Here is a 19,693-nt window from a genome sequence, read left to right as displayed (position 1 = left end):
CCGCACAGCCCCGCTATGCGTCCTCTCTGCCGCCCCTTTCCTTAACAAGACGAAAATTTGCACCAAGCTGACAGACTTCACTTTATCCGTGATTCCGTCCTTAAAAATCAAGGGTGCTGGAAAGCATCCTCCCAACACCCCCATTATACAACTATTTCGCGTAATCAACAACGCGCGTCTCACGAATGATTGTCGCCTTGATCTGTCCCGGGTATTCAAGCTCCGTTTCGATCTTCTTGACAATATCATGCGCGAGCGTCACCGAAGCCACATCGTCGACGCGTTCCGGCTTCACCATCACGCGCACCTCGCGTCCTGCCTGTATGGCAAAACAGCTGTCGACGCCATCGAACGACTCGGCAATCTCCTCAAGGCGCGTCAAACGCTTCAGATATGCCTCGAGGCTCTCGCGGCGCGCCCCCGGCCTTGCCGCTGAAACGGCATCCGCCGCTGCGACAAGCACGGCCTCGACGGTCATCGGCTCCACATCGCCATGATGGGCGCTGATGGCGTTGATAACCTCTTTGGACTCACGGTACTTTTTCGCCAGATCCGCACCGATCGTCACATGCGAGCCCTCGACCTCATGATCGACGGCCTTGCCGACATCGTGCAGAAGTCCGCTGCGCTTCGCAAGCATTACGTCAGCGCCAAGCTCCGACGCCATGACGCCGGCGAGATGGGAGACCTCGATGGAATGATTAAGGACATTCTGCCCATAGCTCGTACGATAGCGCAGGCGGCCGAGGAGCCGCACAAACTCGGGATGAAGCCCATGCACGCCCGTCTCAAACGTCGCCTGTTCGCCCGCTTCCTTGATGCGTTGCTCAACCTCACGCTTCGCCTTCTCGACCATTTCCTCGATGCGGGCGGGATGGATCCGGCCATCAACAATGAGTTTTTCCAGCGCTATGCGAGCCACTTCGCGCCGCACTGGGTCAAACCCCGAAAGAATGACAGCTTCCGGCGTATCATCGATGATGAAGTCAATGCCCGTCAAGGTTTCGAGTGCACGGATATTGCGCCCTTCACGGCCAATGATCCGCCCCTTCATCTCATCGTTCGGCAAGGAAACGACGGACACCGTCGTTTCCGCCACCTGATCGGCAGCGCAGCGCTGGATGGCGAGCGAAACGATGTCGCGCGCCCTCTTGTCGGCCTCATCCTTCGCCTGCTGCTCATAATCCTTGATAAGCATCGCCTTTTCATGCTTCAAGGCATCTTCCGCTTCCGCCATGAGCATCGTGCGCGCTTCCTCAGCCGTCAGGCCTGATATGCGCTCAAGTTCTTCCTTCTGCTTGTCCCTTAACTCGTTGACGGAAGCCCTTACGCGGTCAATCTTGGCTTCCTTGCCCAGCAAAGCTTCTTCCTTCTTTTCAAGGGAATCAAGCTTGCGGTCAAGATTTTCCTCTTTTTGTACAATACGGCGTTCCTGCCGCTGCAGTTCATTGCGGCGATCCTTTGTATCGCGATCGAGCTCCTGCCGGAGCCGATGGATGTCTTCCTTTGCCTCGAGCAAAGCCTCCTTTTTGCGGCTTTCCCCCTTGGCCTCTGCCTCGGACACAATCCGCCTCGCCTCTTCCTCAGCCGAGCCGATCTGCGCCTCCGCAGCCCTTTTGCGCAGCAGATATCCGCCGCCGGCGCCGGCGATCACCGAAAGAATGACCGCCAATATTATTTCAACGATGGTTAACACCTCCTGATTTTTGATTTTTATCGTATGTGATAGCAAGTGGCTGAAAACTATACCTAACTATTGTATGATGTTTCTCATGCCATGTCAAGAATCATCACAACAAACCTCCCTTAAAGTCCTAAGGGAGCCTTTTCTTTTTATCGCTCAAAGGAGCATCTTCACCATATCCGAACGGCTGATAATGCCGACAAGACGGCGGCCATTGAGCACCGGCACCCTTTTTACATGATGGTCGAGCATGAGCTGGCCCACCTTGCTCACATCCTCCTCCGGCTGCACGGAAATCACATCCTTCGTCATAATCTCCTGCGCCGTCACTGCCGAAAGCTTGCGAAATGCCTCGCGATACTCTTTCAGCCCATCGTAATAAATGATGGCGCCGAGGACGCTCAAAATCTCCGGCGCTTTCGGCGCAATTTTCTTGCGCATCAGATCCCCCTCGCTGACAATGCCGAGCATCACACCGTTTTCATCCACGACGGGCAAACCCGAAATCTTATTCTCCACGAGGATCTCCGCCACTTCCCGAATCGTTGCCCCGGGCTTTGCCGTGATGGGATCCTTCGTCATGATATCTCTTGCCTGCATGATGTTTCCCTCCTTTTTATCTGCCCTTCTTCAAATATCTTCCTATTTCTTTCTTTATTTCGCGTTTTCTCATCCCAAATCCTGCCGCCCCACAAAGCAGCCCATCCGATTGTCTGAGAAAAAATCCGGCAAGATCGCCTTCGCCGGCAGGATTTTCCTTCTTCATGCATAATATTTTCATAAAATAGATTCTTTCGGAGCATACCCGGCACGTTTAGCATGAAATCCCGGGAAACAAGCCCAACGGGCGCAGATCGATCGGTCGTTTTCTGCAAGGGCGGCGTACAAGCATCCGCTTCCCGGACGTTTGTGCGTACAGTTTACGCCAAGGACAAAGGAGGTTCCCATGAACCTAACGAACTACCGCACATCCATCATCCTCGCCGTCGCCTGCACCCTGCTGCTTTCGGCCTTTTGGTTTTTTCCCGACCTCGCCTTCATCATTTTTCTTTCGCTTCTCCTGCAGCTTCTTCTGCAGCCCATCGTCGATTTTCTGCACAAAAAGGGTCTGCCCCGTGTTCTTTCCGCCGGGCTTGCCATCCTTGTCTTTATCACCATTTTGATCGGGCTTCTCGGCCTCCTTTCGCGCTCCTTCCTTCCTACGTTCTCGCGCTTTGTCGCCGATTTGCCCAACATCACGCTGAGTCTGCAGAACATCCCCTTCATTTCAAACTCCGAGTTTCTTCGAACGGAATTTGCGGAGCTGCTCGCCTATCTGCGCAGCATCAGCGCCGACATTCTCAAGACCTCGCTGACCTTCCTGCTGGAAGCCTTCAGCAAGTTCATGGATCTCGTCATCATCATCTTCGTGACCTTCTACCTGCTGAAAGACGGCGAAGATATAAAACTATGGCTCGCGAATCTGTTTCCGCACACCTCACGCGGACGTGTGCTCCATCTCTTCGACGAACTTCTGAAAGGGCTCCGCGCCTATATCTGCAGCCAGCTGGTCATGTGCCTCATCACGGGCGTCATCGTCTTCTGCTACTTTGAGCTTCGAGGCCTGCCCTATTCCTCCGTCTTTGCCTTTCTCTCCGGCATCAGCGAATTCATCCCCGTCCTGGGACCGACCGCCGCTTCGGCTTTCGGCACCATCCTGACCGCGACCCAGTCGCGCGAACTCATGCTGCAGACGCTTGTCTTCTACATCGCACTCACACAGATCAACCACAATTTCGTTTATCCGACGCTCGTCGGCAAATCGCTGAACCTCCATCCCGTCGCCATCATCCTCGGCGTCATCTTCGGCGGCGAAATTCTCGGCCCCGCCGGCATGTTCCTCGCCGTCCCCTTCATCGTCATCGTGAAGCTTGTGATCATCGACATCTACCACGAAACCTCAAGGGAGCAAGCCGAAAGATGCCGACCGATCGACTAGGTTCCTGTAAGGGCGGCGCACAATGTCCACATCCCGAACGTTTGTGCATGTAATGTGCCGTGACCGCCAAGATCGAGCGGAAGCCCCATAAATCATGCCAAAAAACTGCCTGCCGCATTTCCTGCGGCAGGCAGTTTTTTTCGGGCATGATGACAAAATGAAGCCGGCCGATGAGCGCAGAGTTTTTATCCTGCGTCAGCAAAAAAGATGCGTCAAGACGGCGGCACTGGATTTATCTGTGCTTCCCTCGTCATTCGTCGCAAAGAGACGCGACCGGCCTATCAAAATACTTTTGGATAATCTCCACAGCGCAGTAATCGCCGCACATGGAGCAGGCGCCCTCGCCCTTGTCGTTTCTGGCCTTGCGGCGTGACCTGGCCCGTTCCGGATCGATGGCGAGCGAAAGCTGCGCCTCCCAGTCGAGAATCTTCCTCGCTTCCGCCATCTTCCTGTCCCACTCAGCTGCGCCCGGCACCCCCTTTACGATATCGGCGGCATGAGCGGCAATACGGCTCGCAACGACGCCTTCATGCACATCTTCCAAAGTCGGCAGGCAAAGATGCTCGGCGGGCGTCACATAGCAGAGGAAATCCGCGCCGTTCACAGCCGCAAGCGTACCGCCGATAGCCGAGGTGATATGGTCATAGCCCGGCGCGACATCCGTCACCAAAGGCCCCAGAACATAGAACGGCGCATTGTGGCAAAGCCGCTTCTGCAGTTTCATATTCGCTGCAATCTGATCAAACGGCATATGCCCCGGGCCTTCCACCATGACCTGCACGCCGCGCTTCCAGGCACGATCGACGAGAGCGCCGAGGTTGACAAGCTCCGTGATCTGGGCGCGGTCCGTCGCATCGGCAAGGCAGCCAGGCCGCAGGCCGTCGCCCAAACTGATCGTCGAATCGTACTTCTCGCAGATATCGAGAATATCGTCAAAATGCGTATAGAGCGGATTTTCCTTCTCATTATGAAGCATCCAGCCCGTGATGAAAGAGCCGCCGCGGCTCACGATATCCATGACGCGCCCCTCTTCGCGCAGATTGCGCACAGCCGCCAAGGTCAGGCCGCAGTGGAGCGTCATGAAGTCCGCCCCGTCCCTTGCCTGCTGCTCGATCGTCTGCAGGATATCCTCCGCCGTCATATCGACGACAGCGCCATGCTCCCGTATGGCACGCACCGTCGCCTCATAGAGCGGCACCGTCCCCACCATGACGGGCGAGTGTTCGATGATGCGCCGCCTCGACTCGTCGATGTTGTTGCCCGTCGAAAGATCCATCACCGAATCCGCGCCCGAGCGCACTGCCTCATCGAGCTTCCCAAGCTCCGGCTCGATCTCGGGAAACGTGCTCGACGTACCGATATTCGCATTGACCTTCGTGCGCAGCCCCTCGCCGACGCCCGCCGGGCGAAGCCCCGCATGGTTCACATTCGCACAGACGGCAATCGTTCCCCGCGCCACACGCTCGCGAATCGTCTCGGCATCCACCCCTTCCGCCTCCGCCACCGACCTCATGGCATCGGTGATTTTTCCATCCCTTGCATACTGCATCTGTGTCGCCATTTTATATCCCTCCATACAGCCGGCGCAATCCTGCCGCCGTGCAAAAGCACACAAGAGAATACAAATCCCCGTCCGGCGTTCCACAAATCAAAAAGAGCCGTCCAGCATAGCCGGCGGCTCCTCAAAACCTCAGAAAACCACCACTTCCCTACGCAGGTATTAACCAAACAGGTTCCAAGGGTCGGCCCATTCCATGAGCCTCTCAGCAAACGCTCCCCCAGTGGATTCATATTCACTTTTCATGTAAGCTACACGCTTATTTTAGCAGAAGTCGCCGCCATTTTCAACGAAAATTCAGCAAACCTTTGCTCGCATGTCGTTTTACGATGTACTCAAACACCTGCGAGCAAAACGCTGTCCCGTTAAGCGCAGCTATTGCCTTAAAAAGCTTCAGCTCAACTCATCCAACATTTCTTTTGCACGATCAGCAGCATCGCCTTGCATCTCGTATGCTTTTGTAAAACATTCCACCGCTTTTGCTGCATTTTGAGTAATCCCTTTGCCTTCCAGATAATAAATGCCTAAATCATAGTATCCCCAATCACTGCCTGCTTCTGCCGCTTTTTGGAACCATTCATAAGCTTTCGTATATTCCTCATTCTCATCAAAAACCATCCCTATAGCCAAAGCTGCATCCCCTGCACAATCACCCTGCATCTCGTATGCTTTCAAGTAATATTCCTTTGCCTTTTCTTTATCACTCCTAAGGCCATTTCCATGATCATAACTGACTGCCAGATGGTACCAGCCCCAATCGCTGCCAGCCTCACCGGATTTTCTGAACCATATATTTGCCTCTTTGTAGTTCTCACGCCCAGCCCAAATACGTCCTATATGATCTGCCGCATCCCCTGCACAAATTCCCTGCATTTCGTATGCTTTCAAGAAATATTCTTTTGCCCTTTCTTTATCACTCCTAATGCCTTTTCCCTGATTATAACTAACAGCTAAATTATACCATCCCCGATCGCTACCGACTTCACCGGATTTTCTGAACCACGCGTTTGCCTCTTTATAGTTCTCGCGCTCAGCCAAGATGCATCCTATCATATTTGCAGCTTCGCCTGCCCAAATCCCCTGCATTTCGTATGCTTTTTGGCAACAATGTATCGCCTCTTTCTCACACACGATGCCGCCTTCACCCTCTTTATAAATCCAGCCTAACCCAAACCACCCCTCATCGCTTCCCGCTTCAGCAAGGTTTTTAAACCATTCAGCGGCTTTTTTATAATTGCCTTGCTCCTCGAACCGATCGCCCAACTCGCGCATCGAATCCCAAAAGCCCGCTTCTGCAGCCGTTCTCCAATAATTTATCGCTTTTTGCTCATCACACCTTGTCCCGCGGCCATGCAAAAACATGCCCGCCACTTCATGACATGCAAATACATCTCCTTGCTCTGCAAGCGCATATACGCGAGGAAACAGCTCTTCCAACGTTGCCGTCTTTTGCTCATCATCCTCTTGGGATTCTGCGACATACAGCTTTGCCAGTACATCCCCGGCATCTGCGCCTTTCCTGCCCCAATCCGACGCATCATAATATCGGGCAAGAACATACATTGCACGGGCATTGCCTGCTTTCGCCAATTCTTCAAAAAGCGCCTCGGCTTCATCCAGTTGATAAGCGATATACAGGCGCTCCGCTTCCTGCAGTTTCTCTTGCGGCATCGTTCGGAGCACCTCCCCTTCAAAATCCTATTTTTCCATCCCCCAAAGAGGCTACGCCAAAGGCGCAGACCGATTGGCCCGGTTTCTGTAAAGGCGGCGCACAATGTCCACAAAATGGATGTTTGTGCGTACAGCTTATTATACAACGCTGCAGCGGCAAAGGAAACATGCTTTCTTTACACAAAAAGCCTGCTTATGCCAATCTTCATGGCACAAACAGGCTTTTGGAACTCATTATACGGTTGTTATTTCAGCAATTCCTTCATTCTTCCCACGGGCTTCGAGAGGTCCATGTGGCCGGAAAGGGAATCGACTTTTTTGCCTTCGACGAGGAGCTGCACCGATTTGACTTCGGAGAACTCAGTCAGGGTGTTGACGATGGAACCAACGAGCATTTCCTCTCCGGTTGAGCCGCCGGTGAAGCGTTTTGACAGATCTTCGGAAAAGTCGACGGTTGCGACGCCGTCTTTGACCTTGATGCTTTTAAGCTTCGTCTTAGCGGGGATGACGCGCACCTCGCCCTTCACTTTCGGTCCTTCGAGCAGGGATTCCATGGCGGCCTTATACTTGTCGCCTTTCGTTTCGATGCTGCGCTTTTCGGCGAGAAGTTTCATGCCGTTGTCGTCCGGATAGTAGACTTTGAGGGATATGGTCTTTTCCGCGCTGTCCTTCGCACCGGAATTGTTCGCCTTATCCGTAGCTGCCGGCTTGTCGGCAGCGGGCGATTCGCCCTTGGATGTATTCGTGTTGCCGTCGCAGCCTGCCGCAAGGAGCAGCGCGAGGAGCATAAAGAGGGCGAGCAGGGACTTTGTGATCTTCATTCTAAAAAACCGCCTTTCTTTTCGATAATCCTGCGCTTATTTGCTCCCGAAGAAGCGGGAAAGCCCCTTCGCGATGGCATGGGCCATCTTGTTCTGGAAATCGTCCGATGTCAGGAGTTCTTCTTCCCGATAGTTCGAGATGAAGGCGAGCTCGACGAGAGCCGCCGGCATATTCGTATGCGTGAGCACATAGAGGTTCGCCTCTTTCGCTCCCCGGTTCACAAGACCGCCCGCACTGACAAGCTCTTCCTGCAGGAGGCCGGCCAAACGCCTGCCCTGGTAGGAGCCCGGGGCGGAATACGTTTCCGTGCCGTTTGCCGTGGGGCTGCCGAAAGCGTTGCAGTGGATGCTCAGGAACACAGACGCATCCGGCAGGCGGTTGGCAACATCGGAGCGCGCCTGCAGCTCCTCACCTGCCGAGGCGTTCGGGCCATAGACGTCGCGGTCCGTTGTGCGCGTCATGACGACGCGGGCGCCCGCGCCTTCCAGTATGGCGCGAACCTTTTGTGCGACCTGCAGCGCTATATCCTTCTCCCGCACACCATTCGGCCCTACTGCGCCGGAGTCGCTGCCGCCATGGCCGGGGTCGAGTACGATGACTTGCCCGGCGACGCCTTCTGCCCCGCCGGAGGGAATCTTCGGCATGGGCGCCTCAACGGGCGTCATGACATCGATGACGAGCCGGTACGGCTTATTTGCCTGACGGTCGGCAGGAAGCGTATAGACCTTGTAGTTCTGCTCCTCCACCTCGGAGGCAAAGGCGACCATGACGCGCAGCTGATGACGCCCCGTTTCGCGGATTGTCAGGTAACGGCCGAGGCTGCCGTCGAGCGTGGCGTCGGGGCGCACGGAGCCGAGCAGGGAATTCTGCATATCGATGATAAGCTGTTTGGGCTTCGCCTCATTCTTCTGCACGGTATAGGCGAGATCCGTACGATTCATGCCGATCTCAATGCGCAGGACATCCCGCCCGTTCTCTTCCAGCACATCGGTATGAAAATAGTTGAGCTCGTGCATCCTGCCGTCTGCGGCAAAAGCTGCCGGTGCAAAAAGCATGGCTGCCAGCAGCAGGAAACCGGTGAACAGGAAAAACTTTTTGAACAAAAAACTCACTCCTATCGTAAAACACATAAGAGCGTCAAGCTCCCATCGCGGCATTGCGGCAAAAGGAATGCCGCGGGGCAGGAAAACCGCCCCGATCCCCGGCAAAGCGCGAACCGCTTCCGGCAGAGGTTCAGCTTCCCTGCAAATCTCGCAGGAGCGCCGCCGCCTCCTCGCGCGCCTCCTTCGTCCGCGCCTCGTCCAATGCAATCTCGAGGCGTATGTAATCGCCTTCTGCAAGACCTTCCGGCAATTCATCCGCCGGAAAGATCGCTTTCTTTTCCTCTTCCCCTACGAGAAGGACGGCTTTCCCTTCTTCGAAGCGGTCGATTACAGCAAAGGCCATTTATTTTTCCCCCTTGATGGAATATGTCTTCCCGTCCGATGTCAATGCAATCGTCCCCATTTCATCGGTGCGATAGACCTTGATGTTGAATTTCCCATAACGGTCGAGAATTTCCTTATGCGGATGCCCATAGTCGTTGCCTGCACCGCAAGAGATCGCAGCGGCTTCCGGAGCAACGGCCTTGATGAACGCCGCCGTCGAGGATGTCTTGCTGCCGTGATGCGGCGACTTCAGCACGAGGCTCTTCAGATCCGGCGCACTGTGGCGGGAGAGAATACCGTTTTCCGTTTCTTTTTCCGCATCGCCCGTAAAGAGCATGGAAAAATCACCGAAAACGAGACGGCCGACGATGGAATTGATGTTCAGGTTCGGCTTGCCGTTTTTCTTGCCGCCATCTTTGACCATCTGTGCCGTCGGACTCAGGACGCGGAAGGAAACGCCGCCGCCAAAGTCGAGAACGTCGCCGTCGACAAGCGCCTTGTAGGGAATGTTCTTTGCCTTGATGGTCTTGAGGTATTCGCGGTAGAACTTTGCCGTCGCCGGCTCGCCGTTGTCGTAGACGGCCTTGACCTCGCAATTCTTGAAGATGACGGACGCACCACCCAGATGATCGGCATGGGGATGCGTGATGATGAGTTTGTCGACCGTTTTAATGTTTTCCTTTTTCAAAGCCGCCTCGAGCTTCGGATGCTCGTCGAGGTCGCCTGTGTCAATGAAAATGGTCTGTTCCGGCGTGCGGATGAGGATTGCATCGCCCTGCCCGACATCGAGCACCTTGACGGTAAGCGCTCCCGCCTGCGCCATATTTTGCTTCGGTGCGCCGCCCGGCGACGCTGTGCATCCCGCTGCCAGAAGCGCGGCAAACAAGAGCACAAGGAACACGGGAAGAATCTTCTTCATGGAATGCCTCCTTTTATATGGCGTTGGCATGGCGGGCTCAAGACAGCGCCATCCCCCGATCTGCCCGCAGTCTTTCCCCTGCCGATCCTTCCGCTCAGCCCAGTATGCAATGTTCTATGCCCCAGGCCGCGCCGTCCTCCTGTACCCCGGGCAGGACCGTCTCGGCATAGGGCAGGAGCTTTTTGTTCGCATTTCCCATGACGAGCGCATGAGCGACTGTCTGCATCATCTCGATATCGTTTTCGCCGTCGCCAAGAGCATAGCTTTCCTCCAAAGGAACGCCGAGATGCTCCAAGGCGTGCAGGATGCCGGTTCCTTTCGACTCCTCGGAAGAGTAGAGTTCGAAATTCTTGCCGTGCGCCCGATCCTCGATGCCCGTAATGCCGGGCAGCCGCAGGAGTTCCCGGAAACATTCCTGCCCCTGCGGTGCAAGAAACTCCATCTTGTATGTCGCCACATCACGCGGCGAAAACTCACGCCGAAAGAATTCAAACGGGATATGGAGTTTTTTAAAAAATGCCTCAAGCGCCCTGCATTCCTGCCCCATGTAAATGAAATCGACGCCTTCCTGGCAGAAATCGATGCCATTTTCCACGGCGACGCGCACAATCCGGGTGACGACAGAGGCGTCCAGCGGTTTCTGGTAAACGATCCTGTCCCCCACGATGACGAGAGCGCCGTTCATGAGCACGAGCCCGTCAAAGCCAAGGGCCAGGATCCGCCTGTCGATGAAGCCGTAGGGACGGCCCGTAGCGATGAACGCATAATGTCCTGCCGCCTGCAGGCGACGGATGGCTTCCCGCACGGCTGCAGACGGCTGCGGCCTGTCATTCACCACATCGATGATCGTGCCGTCGAGATCGAAGAAAACAGCCTTTTTCATTTTCTCTCACTACTCCCCCTTCCTCTCTCATGCGGCAAGTCAAAGATGACGCGCACGAGGAGGAGCACACTCCAAATGGCCATGGATACGAGATAAACGATATCGATGGTTTGGAGGTTGGCATAATCCAAGGTAGAAAGCAGCCAGATCGCCACGACGATGATGAACCAGTCGAGCTTCTTGATGCGTTTGAGTTTTTCCATTGATCCACCCCTTTCCTGTACCGTGAGAATCCTGTCTTTTTTCGGGCGGAAGCGGCAGGCACAAACGTCCGCTTCGCGGGCATCGTGCACCGTCCTTGTAAACTTTTTCGATAAAGGAAGCACTGATAAATTCAGCACCGCCATCTGACGGACTTCATTTTATCAGCGCTTCCTAAAAAAGCCGCTTCCACGCCAATCGCCTTGGCAGGAAGCGGTCGCTTCTTGTATTCCGCCTTATTTCCGCTGCACCGGGGCGTCGAGGGCATCGTGCATACGATGGTTTATTGTGCTCAGTCCGCGGTAGACTGTCGTTATGTCCACTTCATCGCCTCGGTTTTCCATATAGCGCTCGAGTTTGCGCTTCACACGCTGCAATGCGTTGTCGATGGATTTCACATGGCGGTCGAGGTCAAGGGCGATTTCCTGGTACGACTTGCCGTCGAGGTAGCTCATGAGAACCCGCCACTCCAAGTCGCTGAGGATTTCCTCCATTTTTTCCTCAATATCGATAAATTCCTCCTGGCTGATGACAAGCTCCTCGGGATTCGATACGCGCGCGCCCGGCAAAATGTCGAGCAGCGTTCTGTCGGAATCCTCGTCATAGATGGGCTTGTTCAGCGAGATGTAGGAGTTGAGGGGGATGTGCTTCTGACGCGTCGCCGTCTTGATGGCGGTGATGATCTGACGCGTCACACAGAGTTCGGCAAACGCGCGAAAAGAGGAGAGCCTGTCGTTGCGGAAGTCACGAATCGCCTTGTAGAGACCGATCATGCCTTCCTGTACAATATCTTCCCTGTCCGCACCAATGAGAAAATAGGAGCGCGCCTTCGCTCGAACGAAGTTGCGATACTTATTGATCAGATAGTCCAGAGCGATGCTGCTGCAGTTCTCCTTGATTCTGGAAATGACTTCCTCGTCCGTCAATCCCTCAAAGCCTTCAAACAGTGTATCGTTGCTGCTGTCCTTCATTTCTGCTTCCATAGCGCCGACCCCATTCGTATTGTTCTCATCATCCCCTGGAAACGATATTTGTTTCCCAACACCCCTGATTATACCCCAGTCAAGCCTGAAACGTCAAGCACGGCGCGGCTTTTTCCGCCTCAGCCGCGCTTTTGCGCCTCTTTTTCTTGTTTTTCGAAAGCCGGCGAATACCCATTTCACGCTGTTTCAGCGGTCTTTTCGGCGCAATTCGTCGAGCTTTGCAGCCGTCCGGCTGTCCAGGCGCGAACCGACCTCGTTGCGCAGAAGCGGCAGTGTGACTTCTCCCAGATACTCGTCGGCAATTTTCTTTTTCGTGCGTCTCACGCGCCGCCACAGCTCTGCCGAGGAAATGCGGTAGGCGCCTGCGCCAAGGATCGTGGACTGCTCCGCGCCGTCCGATGTCACGACATGCACTTCGCGGGACTCCCGCACGGAGGCATAGGCCAGCCGCTCGATGTAGCTGTCCGCTGTTTCCCCTTCGCCTGTATAGACGATATCAAAATGAGGCGTCAACTGCTCCCTGTGTCCCTCGTCACTCGTGAAGGGCGCATCAAAAACAACCGTCATATCGTACTTCTCATAAGCGCCGTATTCCTGGAGGATATGGACGAGGCTGTCGCGCGCCTCAGAGAAATCGCCCCGGCGCACATCCGTTTCACGCGCGGCATGGAGAAAATTATAGCCGTCGATGATGTAATGTTCCCTTTTCTTCGCCATTGCCTCAGCCTTTCCCCATACATCGCTGGCGGCGCGCTTCATACATCAGCAGCGCCCCCGCCACGGAAGCATTGAGAGAATTGATCCGCCCCTGCATCGGTATGCGCACGAGGAAATCGCAGGTTTCTTTGACAAGGCGGCCAAGTCCGCGGCCTTCGCTGCCGATGACGATGACCAAAGGGCCGGTCATGTCGGCAGCAAAGGACTCCATCTCACCGGCCATATCAGCGCCGACGAGCCAGAGCCCCCGCTCCTTCAATCGCTTCATCTCCTGCACGGTATTGCCGATGCGGGCAACAGGCACATATTCGACAGCGCCGGCCGAAGTCTTGGCGACCGTCGCCGTGAGCGCACAGCTGCGCCTTTCCGGCAGCAGCACGCCGTGCACGCCGGCGGCATCCGCTGTCCGAAGGAGCGCCCCGACATTGTGCGGGTCCTCGATTCCATCGAGCAGCAGGAGGAGCGGCGGCTCTCCCTGCGCTTCGGCACGCGCAAGAATATCCTCAAGCGAGGCATAGGCGACCGGAGCAACGTAAGCGAGCACGCCCTGATGCCGCAGTCCGGGCGCAATCTCGTCGAGCTTTTGCCGCGAGGCGGGCCGTACCGGAACCCCGCGTTCCGCCGCCAGCGAAAGAAGCGGCGCCATATCCTTTTCCCGCCCGCCCGGAACCGTCAGGATGCGGTTTATGCCGCGTCCTGCTTTCAGCGCCTCCAGGACAGCGTTGCGCCCGCCGAGTACATCCTCCCGCTCCGGCGCGGGAGACCGCCCCATATCTCTTACGGAAGGGCGCGGAACGTGTTTTTCCTGCTTTGCGGCAGCAGGTTTCTTTTCCCTTTTGGCGGTTCTTTGGGTTTTCTCGCCCCTCTGCCCCTTTTCCATCGCTTTCATCCTTCCTCCCTGCAGTCGCAGCGCCCCGCCTTGCGGCCAGACCCTTCTTACTTTTCCGGTTTTACGATATATTTCGCGATCCACGGCTCGGCATCGACAAGAAGATCGCGCATCCTGAGCATCATATCACGGATCTCCCACTGAGCGCCCGGCGTTGTCACTCGCTTTTCATAGACATCCATGAAAGAGCGCAGGTTGAGCGTCGTGACAAAGTTCGTGCACGCGCCGCCGGGCAGGACAAAACGGGCATCCTGCTTGGCCACGCCAAGGGAAAGAAGCTTGTCGTATGCCTCTTGGATGCCCTGCATCGCCTCCCGGTAGCACTTGCGCGCCTCTTCATTCTCTTCGATCGTCTTGGGAATTACATGGGCAAAGAGCCCGTTCTGCTGCTTGGCGGACTGCTCTGAAACATAGCGTTGGCTCTGGACGCTCAGCGAAACCCCGATCCTATGGCGCGAATACTGCGCCAAGAGCGTACGGGAAACGTCCTTGACGGCAAAGGTCATCGAGCAGTGTTCTACAACCGAAAGATGTTTGCTCGTCATGATGCGATCCAATAGACGAAGCATCTCCACCTCGCTCTTTTCCTCCGCCAGAAGTTCTATGGGCGAATCCGCGCTGTAGCATGTCCGCGCCGCTGTCCAGCAGGTCTTGAGGTAATTCGGCGTCTTTGCAATCAGCTGTATTTCCATGGAATCTATTCCTTTCGCGTGTTTTCGTACCCTGCATTTTCACAATTTTTCCTGCCGGCGTCCTCTTTGGCGCCGCTCGCGCTTTCCGGCGATTTCCTGCATCATGCCGTGCGCGATAGCTTGAAAAGCCCATTCGGCGATTTCGTCCAGGCGCTCCATATCCTTTTCCAGGAACAGCGTGCCCAAGAGCGCTTCAAAGCCCGTGCTCGCATGGTACTCCGCGACGCTCGCACGGCGCGGCGCATGGCTCTTCGCATTCCTGCCGCGGCGGAATATGGCGCGCTCGCGCTCCGTCAGGCGGTCTTCAATCGCATGGTACGCCTTCGCCTGCCAGACGGCTGAAACGATCTGCGCGGCGAAATCACTGAGGACATGCACCTGCGACTGCTCAAAAGAGAGGAGCCGCGTGCGCACGAAGAGGTGGAAGTAGGCGTCGCCGATGTAGGCGAGCACGAGCGGACCGGCAAGGCGCACGTCGAGGCCATCATAGTGCTCGGCGATGCCGCCCTCTCCATCCGGCGTAAACATCGAACCGACGATGGCACGAAACCGATCGAACCTCATGCGCGCTTCCACCTCGCGCCCTGCGGCGTATCCTCGATGATGACGCCGCGCGCCTTGAGCTCATCGCGCAAGTGATCGGCGAGCGCCCAGTTCTTTTCCTCACGCGCCTTTTGGCGCAGGGCGAGCAGAAGCTCCATGAGGCTTTCCACGAGCCCGTCGTCCGCCTTCTCTTCCTTCGCCTCGAAGATGCCGATGATTTCCGCCATTTCGGCGTAGACAGCGCGCGCCTTGGCGAAATTCGCCGCATCGAAGGCAACGCTGCCTGTTGTGACGTCATTGTAGTAGCTGTTGATTTCCTTCGACAGCGAGAAGAGGTGGCTGACGGCAAGCGCCGTGTTGAAATCATCGTCCATCGCCTCATCAAACGCCGCCTTGGCTTCCAACGCCGCCGCCAGAAGCGCTTTCGCGCTGTCCGAACCCTCATCTTTGCGCCCCAAAAGCTCCGCGGCATTGTCCCAAGAGTTCTTCAGACGCGCGAGGCTCGTCTTTGCCTCCGCCAAGCGCTCGTCAGTAAAATCGAGCGGGCTGCGGTAATGTGTCTGCACAATGAAGAAGCGCACGACCTCGCCCGCGTATTTTTCCAGAATATCCTTGACCGTGAAGAAATTGTTCTTCGACTTCGACATCTTCTCGTCATGAATCGTGATGAAGCCGTTGTGCAGCCAGTAGCGAGCAAAGCTGCTGTCGTCTCCCGTACATGCCTGCGCCTGCGCGATTTCGTTCTCATGATGCGGGAAGATGAGATCGCTGCCGCCGCCGTGAAAATCGAACGTCTCGCCGAGATACTTCATCGACATCGTCGAGCACTCGATGTGCCAGCCCGGACGCCCCTTGCCCCACGGGCTTTCCCAGAAAGGTTCGCCGGGCTTCGCCGCCTTCCACAAAGCGAAGTCCATCGGATGATGCTTGCGCTCGTCGACGCCGACGCGCGCGCCCGCCTGCATGTCGTCCAAGGAGCGGCCGCTGAGCTTGCCGTAGCCCGCGAAACGCTCTACGCTGTAGTAGACGTCGCCCTCAAGCGCATAGGCGTATCCCTTCTCGATCAGCTTCTCAACCACGGCGATCACGTCCGCGATGTGCTCCGAAACGCGCGGATAGATGTCGGCGCGGCGCACGTTGAGCGCGTCCATCACTTTGAAATATGCCTCGATGCAGTGATCGGCAAGCTCCTTCCACGTCTCGCCCGCTTCCTTGGCACGGCGGATGATCTTGTCATCAATGTCCGTGAAATTCTGCACATAGCGCACAGCATAGCCTTTTTTCTCCAGATAGCGGCGCACGACGTCCCATGTAACAAAAGGACGCGCGTTGCCGATATGCGGGTCGTTGTACGGCGTCACACCGCAGCAGTAAATGCTCACTTTGCCCGGTACAAGCGGCTTGAACTCCTCTTTCTCGCGCGTCAGTGTATTGTAAACCCTCAGCATATTATTTTTCCTCCATTCGCTCCAGACCGGCGACAGCATAAGCGGATATCCCCTTCTCCTCGCCGGTGAAGCCAAGTTTTTCCTCCGTCGTCGCCTTCACGTTCACTCGATCGAGTTCCAGGCCGAGTTTTTCGGCGATATTGCAGCGCATTTCTTCGATGTAGGGAGCGAACTTCGGACGCTGCGCCACAATCGTTGCGTCAATATTGCCGACGCGGTACCCTTTCTCCCGAATCATTTCTGCGACGTGTTCCAGGAGCTTCATGCTCGACACGCCCTTCCAGCGCTCATCGCTGTCGGGGAAATGCCTGCCGAGATCGCCAAGCGCCGCTGCGCCCAAGAGAGCGTCCTCGACAGCATGCAGCAGAACGTCGGCATCCGAATGGCCTAAAAGCCCATATTCATGCGGGATATCGACGCCGCCCACGATAAGTCTGCGGCCTGCAACCAAGCGATGTACGTCATATCCCATACCAAATCTTGTCATATCTTTCACCTCGATGGATGCAGCTTTCTTCCACTTTTGCGGCCTTTCGGCCGTCCCTTGTCCTTCCATGCCGCTCACCAAGGCACAAGGAGCAAGTTATGCTTCAGTGTTTCTTCCAATGCGCCTTGAGCCCGGCAACAGCCGCTTTCAGCGCTGTACTCGCCGTCCGCTTGAGACGTTCTCCCGGACAGGCCAGAAGCGCTTCGGCGATCAACAGATCCTCCGGCGTCGTGATTTTCACATTGCGGTACTCGCTCTCGACGACAAAGACATGCTCGCCCAGCCGTTCGACAAGGCTCGCATCATCCGTGCCGAGAAAACCATCCTCCGCTGCCTTTTCATAGGCGCGAAGCAAAAGCTCGCGGCGAAACCCCTGGGGCGTCTGCACTTCCCAGAGATTTTCACGCGGCGGCGTTTCCCGCACGAACCCCGCTGCATCGACGGCCTTGATCGTATTCTTCTCACGCACGGCAGCGATTGCCGCGCCTTTTTCCTCAGCTGCACGAACAACCGCCTCGATCGTCTCCAAGCTCACGAGAGGACGAGCCGCATCATGCACGAGCACGACATCCGCCTCCGGGTTCAGGAGCTTCAGGCCGTTCGTTATCGAATCCTGCCGCTCCGCTCCGCCTGCAGTGACCTGATACGGCTTCAACCCGCGCACCTCAGCGAGCAGGCGCCCGATATAGTCGACCTCCGCTTCTGCCACGACGACGATAAGCTCCCCCACAGCAGGCAGCGAAGAAAATTTCAGCAAGCTGTGCAGCAGGATGGGCGCACCGGCAAGTTCGAGAAACACCTTGTTCTTCCCCGCCTTCATGCGCCGCCCTGCGCCCGCCGCCGGAAAAATCACAGAAACCATTGACCTTCATCTCCATTCCGGCCCGGAAAGCCTCTATATCCGCCTATAAACACGCCGCCGACAAGTCTCCCTGTCGGCGGCGTGTTTTAATGCCTCGGCTTTGCGAAAATCATGCGTCCTGCAGCCGTCTGCAAAGCCGACGTGACCTCCACCTCAATCGTGTTGTTGATATGGCGGCGGCCATTCTCGATGACAATCATCGTGCCGTCGTCGAGATAAGCGACCCCCTGCCCGGCTTCCTTGCCTTCCTTCACAACCGAAACGCGCATCGATTCGCCGGGAATCACGACAGGCTTCACGGCATTCGACAGCTCGTTGATATTCAGCACAGGCACGCCGCGAAGCTCCGCAACCTTGTTCAGATTGAAATCATTCGTGATGAGCTTGCCGTCCACGACCTGAGCCAAACGCACGAGTTTGGAATCCACCTCGGCAATGTCCTCGAAATCCTGTCCGGTGATCTCAACTTCCATCTTCGACCCCGTACGGATGCGCTGCAGGATATCGAGTCCACGACGGCCGCGCACACGCTTCAGTGCATCCGAAGAATCAGCGATATGCTGCAGCTCCTCGAGCACAAACTCCGGAATCAGAATCACGCCGTCGATAAAGCCCGTTTCACAGATATCCGCAATGCGTCCGTCGATGATGACGCTCGTATCGAGCAGCTTGTAGAGCTTCGCCGGCGGGTTCTTTCCCGGTTCCTGCAAGGGCCCCGAGGCCTCTTTGGCCTTGGCCTGCGCCCTAGCCTCGCGGCTCTTGTTGAGCTCCCGCATGAAATTCGGGATGAAGTCGAAAAGCCCCCCGATCTCCTTGCGCTTCTTGATCGTGATATGAATGCCCAAATAACCGAACACGATGCTGAAAACAACAGGAAAATAAGCGCCGACAAGAGGGATTTTAGAAAAAGCCGCTCCCAATAGATTCGCGATAATAAGTCCGATCGCAAGACCCGAAGCCCCAGCGACAACGTCGTGGATCGGCATCTTGTTCAACTGGGTTTCCACCCAAAAGGTAAAGCGCTTGAGCGTGGCCGCAAAAAAAGGAGTCGTAACGAAGCCAATCCCACCGCCCAAAACAGCACCGATGAGAATACAGACGAGCGAAGCAAGCGTCAGACGAAATACGCCGAGATCCATCTTTAGAATCTCCGTGCTGATAAAAAGCGTCAAAAGCGGGCTCGCAAGCTGCATGAGCGCCCCTCCGGCAATGGCGAAGAGCAGCGTAATGAAGAAGCGCAAAACTTTTTCGAGCAATAAACATCCCTCCCCAAAATAGACGCCCCAAGGCTGTCGCCCAGCATGTCGCAGCCTTATAAACCCTCATTTCCTAAAAATAGAAATGACAAAGCCAAACAGATTCATCATACTAAATCTCCTTGGCTTTGTCAAAAAGATTTCTCCCGTCACATCAGGCAAAACCGTTTTCCGCGAGAATGTCATCCATCCACGACTTGACTTCCTCGGGGGATTTGCTGCAGGCATAAACAAGCTCGCTGACGAGAATTTGCTTCGCTAAATCAAGAAGACGGCGTTCGCCGCTCGAGATCTTGCGCAAGCGGTCTTGCAGAACGAGATTCCGCGTGACGGCTGCCACATCGCATATATCGCCGGACTTCATACGCGCGAGATTCGCATGGAACCGTTTGTTCCAGCTTCCTGTCGCACGCTCCGGCGCCATCTGCAGCACATCCTTGACATCTTCGACCTGCGCTTCCGGAATCACGTCCCGAAGCCCCATATTGTCAACATTGTCCGTCGGTATCATGACCTTCATATTTCCCAACGGCATCTTGAGTACATAGTAGGATTTGCCCTCGCCGAGAACCTCGCAATCCTCTATGCCGGAAATCACGCCCGCGCCATGCATCGGGTAGACAACCGTATCACCAACTTGAAGCAATTTTGCACCTCCTGCTCCTTTCTCCAT

The 19,693-nt window shown here is 55.8% G+C and carries 22 protein-coding genes and 1 riboswitch; of the genes, 1 reads left to right on the top strand and 21 read right to left on the bottom strand.

Going from position 1 to position 19,693, the window contains the following annotated elements; all coding sequences use genetic code 11:
• Positions 1 to 151 precede the first annotated feature (151 nt).
• From rny to ACRTGH_RS08850, 3 genes are all read right to left on the bottom strand, one after another.
• Complete coding sequence (gene rny, locus ACRTGH_RS08860) at positions 152 to 1,696, bottom strand: ribonuclease Y (RefSeq protein ID WP_368846252.1); 1,545 nt, start codon at positions 1,694 to 1,696, stop codon at positions 152 to 154.
• 144 nt (positions 1,697 to 1,840) lie between these two features.
• Entirely contained in the window at positions 1,841 to 2,284 is a 444-nt protein-coding gene (locus tag ACRTGH_RS08855) for a CBS domain-containing protein (RefSeq protein WP_368846253.1), read from the bottom strand.
• Between the two features lie 16 nt (positions 2,285 to 2,300).
• Entirely contained in the window at positions 2,301 to 2,450 is a 150-nt protein-coding gene (locus ACRTGH_RS08850) for a hypothetical protein (RefSeq protein WP_368846254.1), read from the bottom strand.
• Between the two features lie 180 nt (positions 2,451 to 2,630).
• Here ACRTGH_RS08850 and ACRTGH_RS08845 point away from each other — a divergent pair, with 180 nt between their 5' ends.
• A complete protein-coding gene (locus ACRTGH_RS08845) occupies positions 2,631 to 3,662 on the top strand; it encodes an AI-2E family transporter (protein ID WP_368846255.1) in 1,032 nt (343 codons plus the stop codon).
• A gap of 250 nt (positions 3,663 to 3,912) precedes the next feature.
• On the opposite strand, the gene thiC is transcribed toward ACRTGH_RS08845, so the two are convergent.
• The 18 genes from thiC to ACRTGH_RS08755 all read right to left on the bottom strand — a co-directional run bounded on the left by thiC (position 3,913) and on the right by ACRTGH_RS08755 (position 19,666).
• Positions 3,913 to 5,223: a phosphomethylpyrimidine synthase ThiC gene (gene thiC, locus ACRTGH_RS08840; RefSeq protein WP_368846256.1), complete on the bottom strand. Its 1,311-nt coding sequence runs from the start codon at positions 5,221 to 5,223 to the stop codon at positions 3,913 to 3,915.
• Positions 5,224 to 5,351: 128 nt separating this feature from the next.
• A riboswitch (TPP riboswitch) is annotated at positions 5,352 to 5,452 on the bottom strand.
• A 161-nt stretch (positions 5,453 to 5,613) separates the two neighbouring features.
• Positions 5,614 to 6,891 (bottom strand): tetratricopeptide repeat protein, encoded by a 1,278-nt coding sequence (locus ACRTGH_RS08835; RefSeq protein ID WP_368846257.1) that lies wholly within the window; start codon positions 6,889 to 6,891, stop codon positions 5,614 to 5,616.
• Positions 6,892 to 7,136: 245 nt separating this feature from the next.
• The gene (locus ACRTGH_RS08830; protein WP_368846258.1) at positions 7,137 to 7,712 is read right to left on the bottom strand and encodes a GerMN domain-containing protein; all 576 of its coding nucleotides are present in this window, start codon (positions 7,710 to 7,712) and stop codon (positions 7,137 to 7,139) included.
• 36 nt (positions 7,713 to 7,748) lie between these two features.
• Positions 7,749 to 8,825, bottom strand: coding sequence for an N-acetylmuramoyl-L-alanine amidase family protein (locus tag ACRTGH_RS08825; protein ID WP_368846697.1), 1,077 nt, complete (start codon positions 8,823 to 8,825; stop codon positions 7,749 to 7,751).
• Between the two features lie 121 nt (positions 8,826 to 8,946).
• Positions 8,947 to 9,159, bottom strand: coding sequence for a DUF3006 domain-containing protein (locus ACRTGH_RS08820; RefSeq protein ID WP_368846259.1), 213 nt, complete (start codon positions 9,157 to 9,159; stop codon positions 8,947 to 8,949).
• Positions 9,160 to 10,059 (bottom strand): ComEC/Rec2 family competence protein, encoded by a 900-nt coding sequence (locus ACRTGH_RS08815; protein WP_368846260.1) that lies wholly within the window; start codon positions 10,057 to 10,059, stop codon positions 9,160 to 9,162.
• A 94-nt stretch (positions 10,060 to 10,153) separates the two neighbouring features.
• The gene (locus tag ACRTGH_RS08810; protein ID WP_368846261.1) at positions 10,154 to 10,942 is read right to left on the bottom strand and encodes an HAD family hydrolase; all 789 of its coding nucleotides are present in this window, start codon (positions 10,940 to 10,942) and stop codon (positions 10,154 to 10,156) included.
• On the bottom strand, positions 10,939 to 11,145 hold the full coding sequence (locus ACRTGH_RS08805) for a hypothetical protein (protein ID WP_368846262.1): 207 nt from the start codon (positions 11,143 to 11,145) through the stop codon (positions 10,939 to 10,941). The genes ACRTGH_RS08810 and ACRTGH_RS08805 overlap by 4 nt, the downstream gene beginning before the upstream one ends.
• A 234-nt stretch (positions 11,146 to 11,379) precedes the next feature.
• The gene (gene sigH / locus ACRTGH_RS08800) at positions 11,380 to 12,126 is read right to left on the bottom strand and encodes an RNA polymerase sporulation sigma factor SigH (RefSeq protein WP_368846263.1); all 747 of its coding nucleotides are present in this window, start codon (positions 12,124 to 12,126) and stop codon (positions 11,380 to 11,382) included.
• A 186-nt stretch (positions 12,127 to 12,312) separates the two neighbouring features.
• Positions 12,313 to 12,843, bottom strand: coding sequence for an NYN domain-containing protein (locus ACRTGH_RS08795; RefSeq protein WP_368846264.1), 531 nt, complete (start codon positions 12,841 to 12,843; stop codon positions 12,313 to 12,315).
• A 4-nt stretch (positions 12,844 to 12,847) separates the two neighbouring features.
• Positions 12,848 to 13,723, bottom strand: coding sequence for a 23S rRNA (guanosine(2251)-2'-O)-methyltransferase RlmB (rlmB, locus tag ACRTGH_RS08790; protein WP_438474865.1), 876 nt, complete (start codon positions 13,721 to 13,723; stop codon positions 12,848 to 12,850).
• A 56-nt stretch (positions 13,724 to 13,779) separates the two neighbouring features.
• Positions 13,780 to 14,424, bottom strand: a complete 645-nt coding sequence (gene thyX, locus ACRTGH_RS08785) for an FAD-dependent thymidylate synthase (RefSeq protein WP_368846266.1) — start codon at positions 14,422 to 14,424, stop codon at positions 13,780 to 13,782.
• Positions 14,425 to 14,463: 39 nt separating this feature from the next.
• On the bottom strand, positions 14,464 to 14,988 hold the full coding sequence (locus tag ACRTGH_RS08780; protein WP_368846267.1) for a Mini-ribonuclease 3: 525 nt from the start codon (positions 14,986 to 14,988) through the stop codon (positions 14,464 to 14,466).
• A complete protein-coding gene (cysS, locus tag ACRTGH_RS08775; RefSeq protein ID WP_368846268.1) occupies positions 14,985 to 16,415 on the bottom strand; it encodes a cysteine--tRNA ligase in 1,431 nt (476 codons plus the stop codon). The genes ACRTGH_RS08780 and cysS overlap by 4 nt, the downstream gene beginning before the upstream one ends.
• Before the next feature lies 1 nt (position 16,416).
• Positions 16,417 to 16,902 carry a 2-C-methyl-D-erythritol 2,4-cyclodiphosphate synthase gene (ispF, locus tag ACRTGH_RS08770; protein WP_368846269.1) on the bottom strand — a complete coding sequence of 162 codons (486 nt, stop codon included), beginning with the start codon at positions 16,900 to 16,902 and terminating at the stop codon, positions 16,417 to 16,419.
• A 103-nt stretch (positions 16,903 to 17,005) separates the two neighbouring features.
• Positions 17,006 to 17,764 (bottom strand): 2-C-methyl-D-erythritol 4-phosphate cytidylyltransferase, encoded by a 759-nt coding sequence (ispD, locus tag ACRTGH_RS08765; protein WP_368846270.1) that lies wholly within the window; start codon positions 17,762 to 17,764, stop codon positions 17,006 to 17,008.
• Between the two features lie 86 nt (positions 17,765 to 17,850).
• Positions 17,851 to 19,020: a PIN/TRAM domain-containing protein gene (locus ACRTGH_RS08760; protein ID WP_368846271.1), complete on the bottom strand. Its 1,170-nt coding sequence runs from the start codon at positions 19,018 to 19,020 to the stop codon at positions 17,851 to 17,853.
• 154 nt (positions 19,021 to 19,174) lie between these two features.
• Positions 19,175 to 19,666 carry a CarD family transcriptional regulator gene (locus ACRTGH_RS08755; protein WP_368846272.1) on the bottom strand — a complete coding sequence of 164 codons (492 nt, stop codon included), beginning with the start codon at positions 19,664 to 19,666 and terminating at the stop codon, positions 19,175 to 19,177.
• Positions 19,667 to 19,693: the final 27 nt, after the last annotated feature.

The organism is Selenomonas oralis (assembly GCF_051603425.1).
GTDB lineage: Bacteria > Bacillota > Negativicutes > Selenomonadales > Selenomonadaceae > Selenomonas > Selenomonas sputigena_A.
This window is presented reverse-complemented; position numbering and strand designations above follow the sequence as displayed.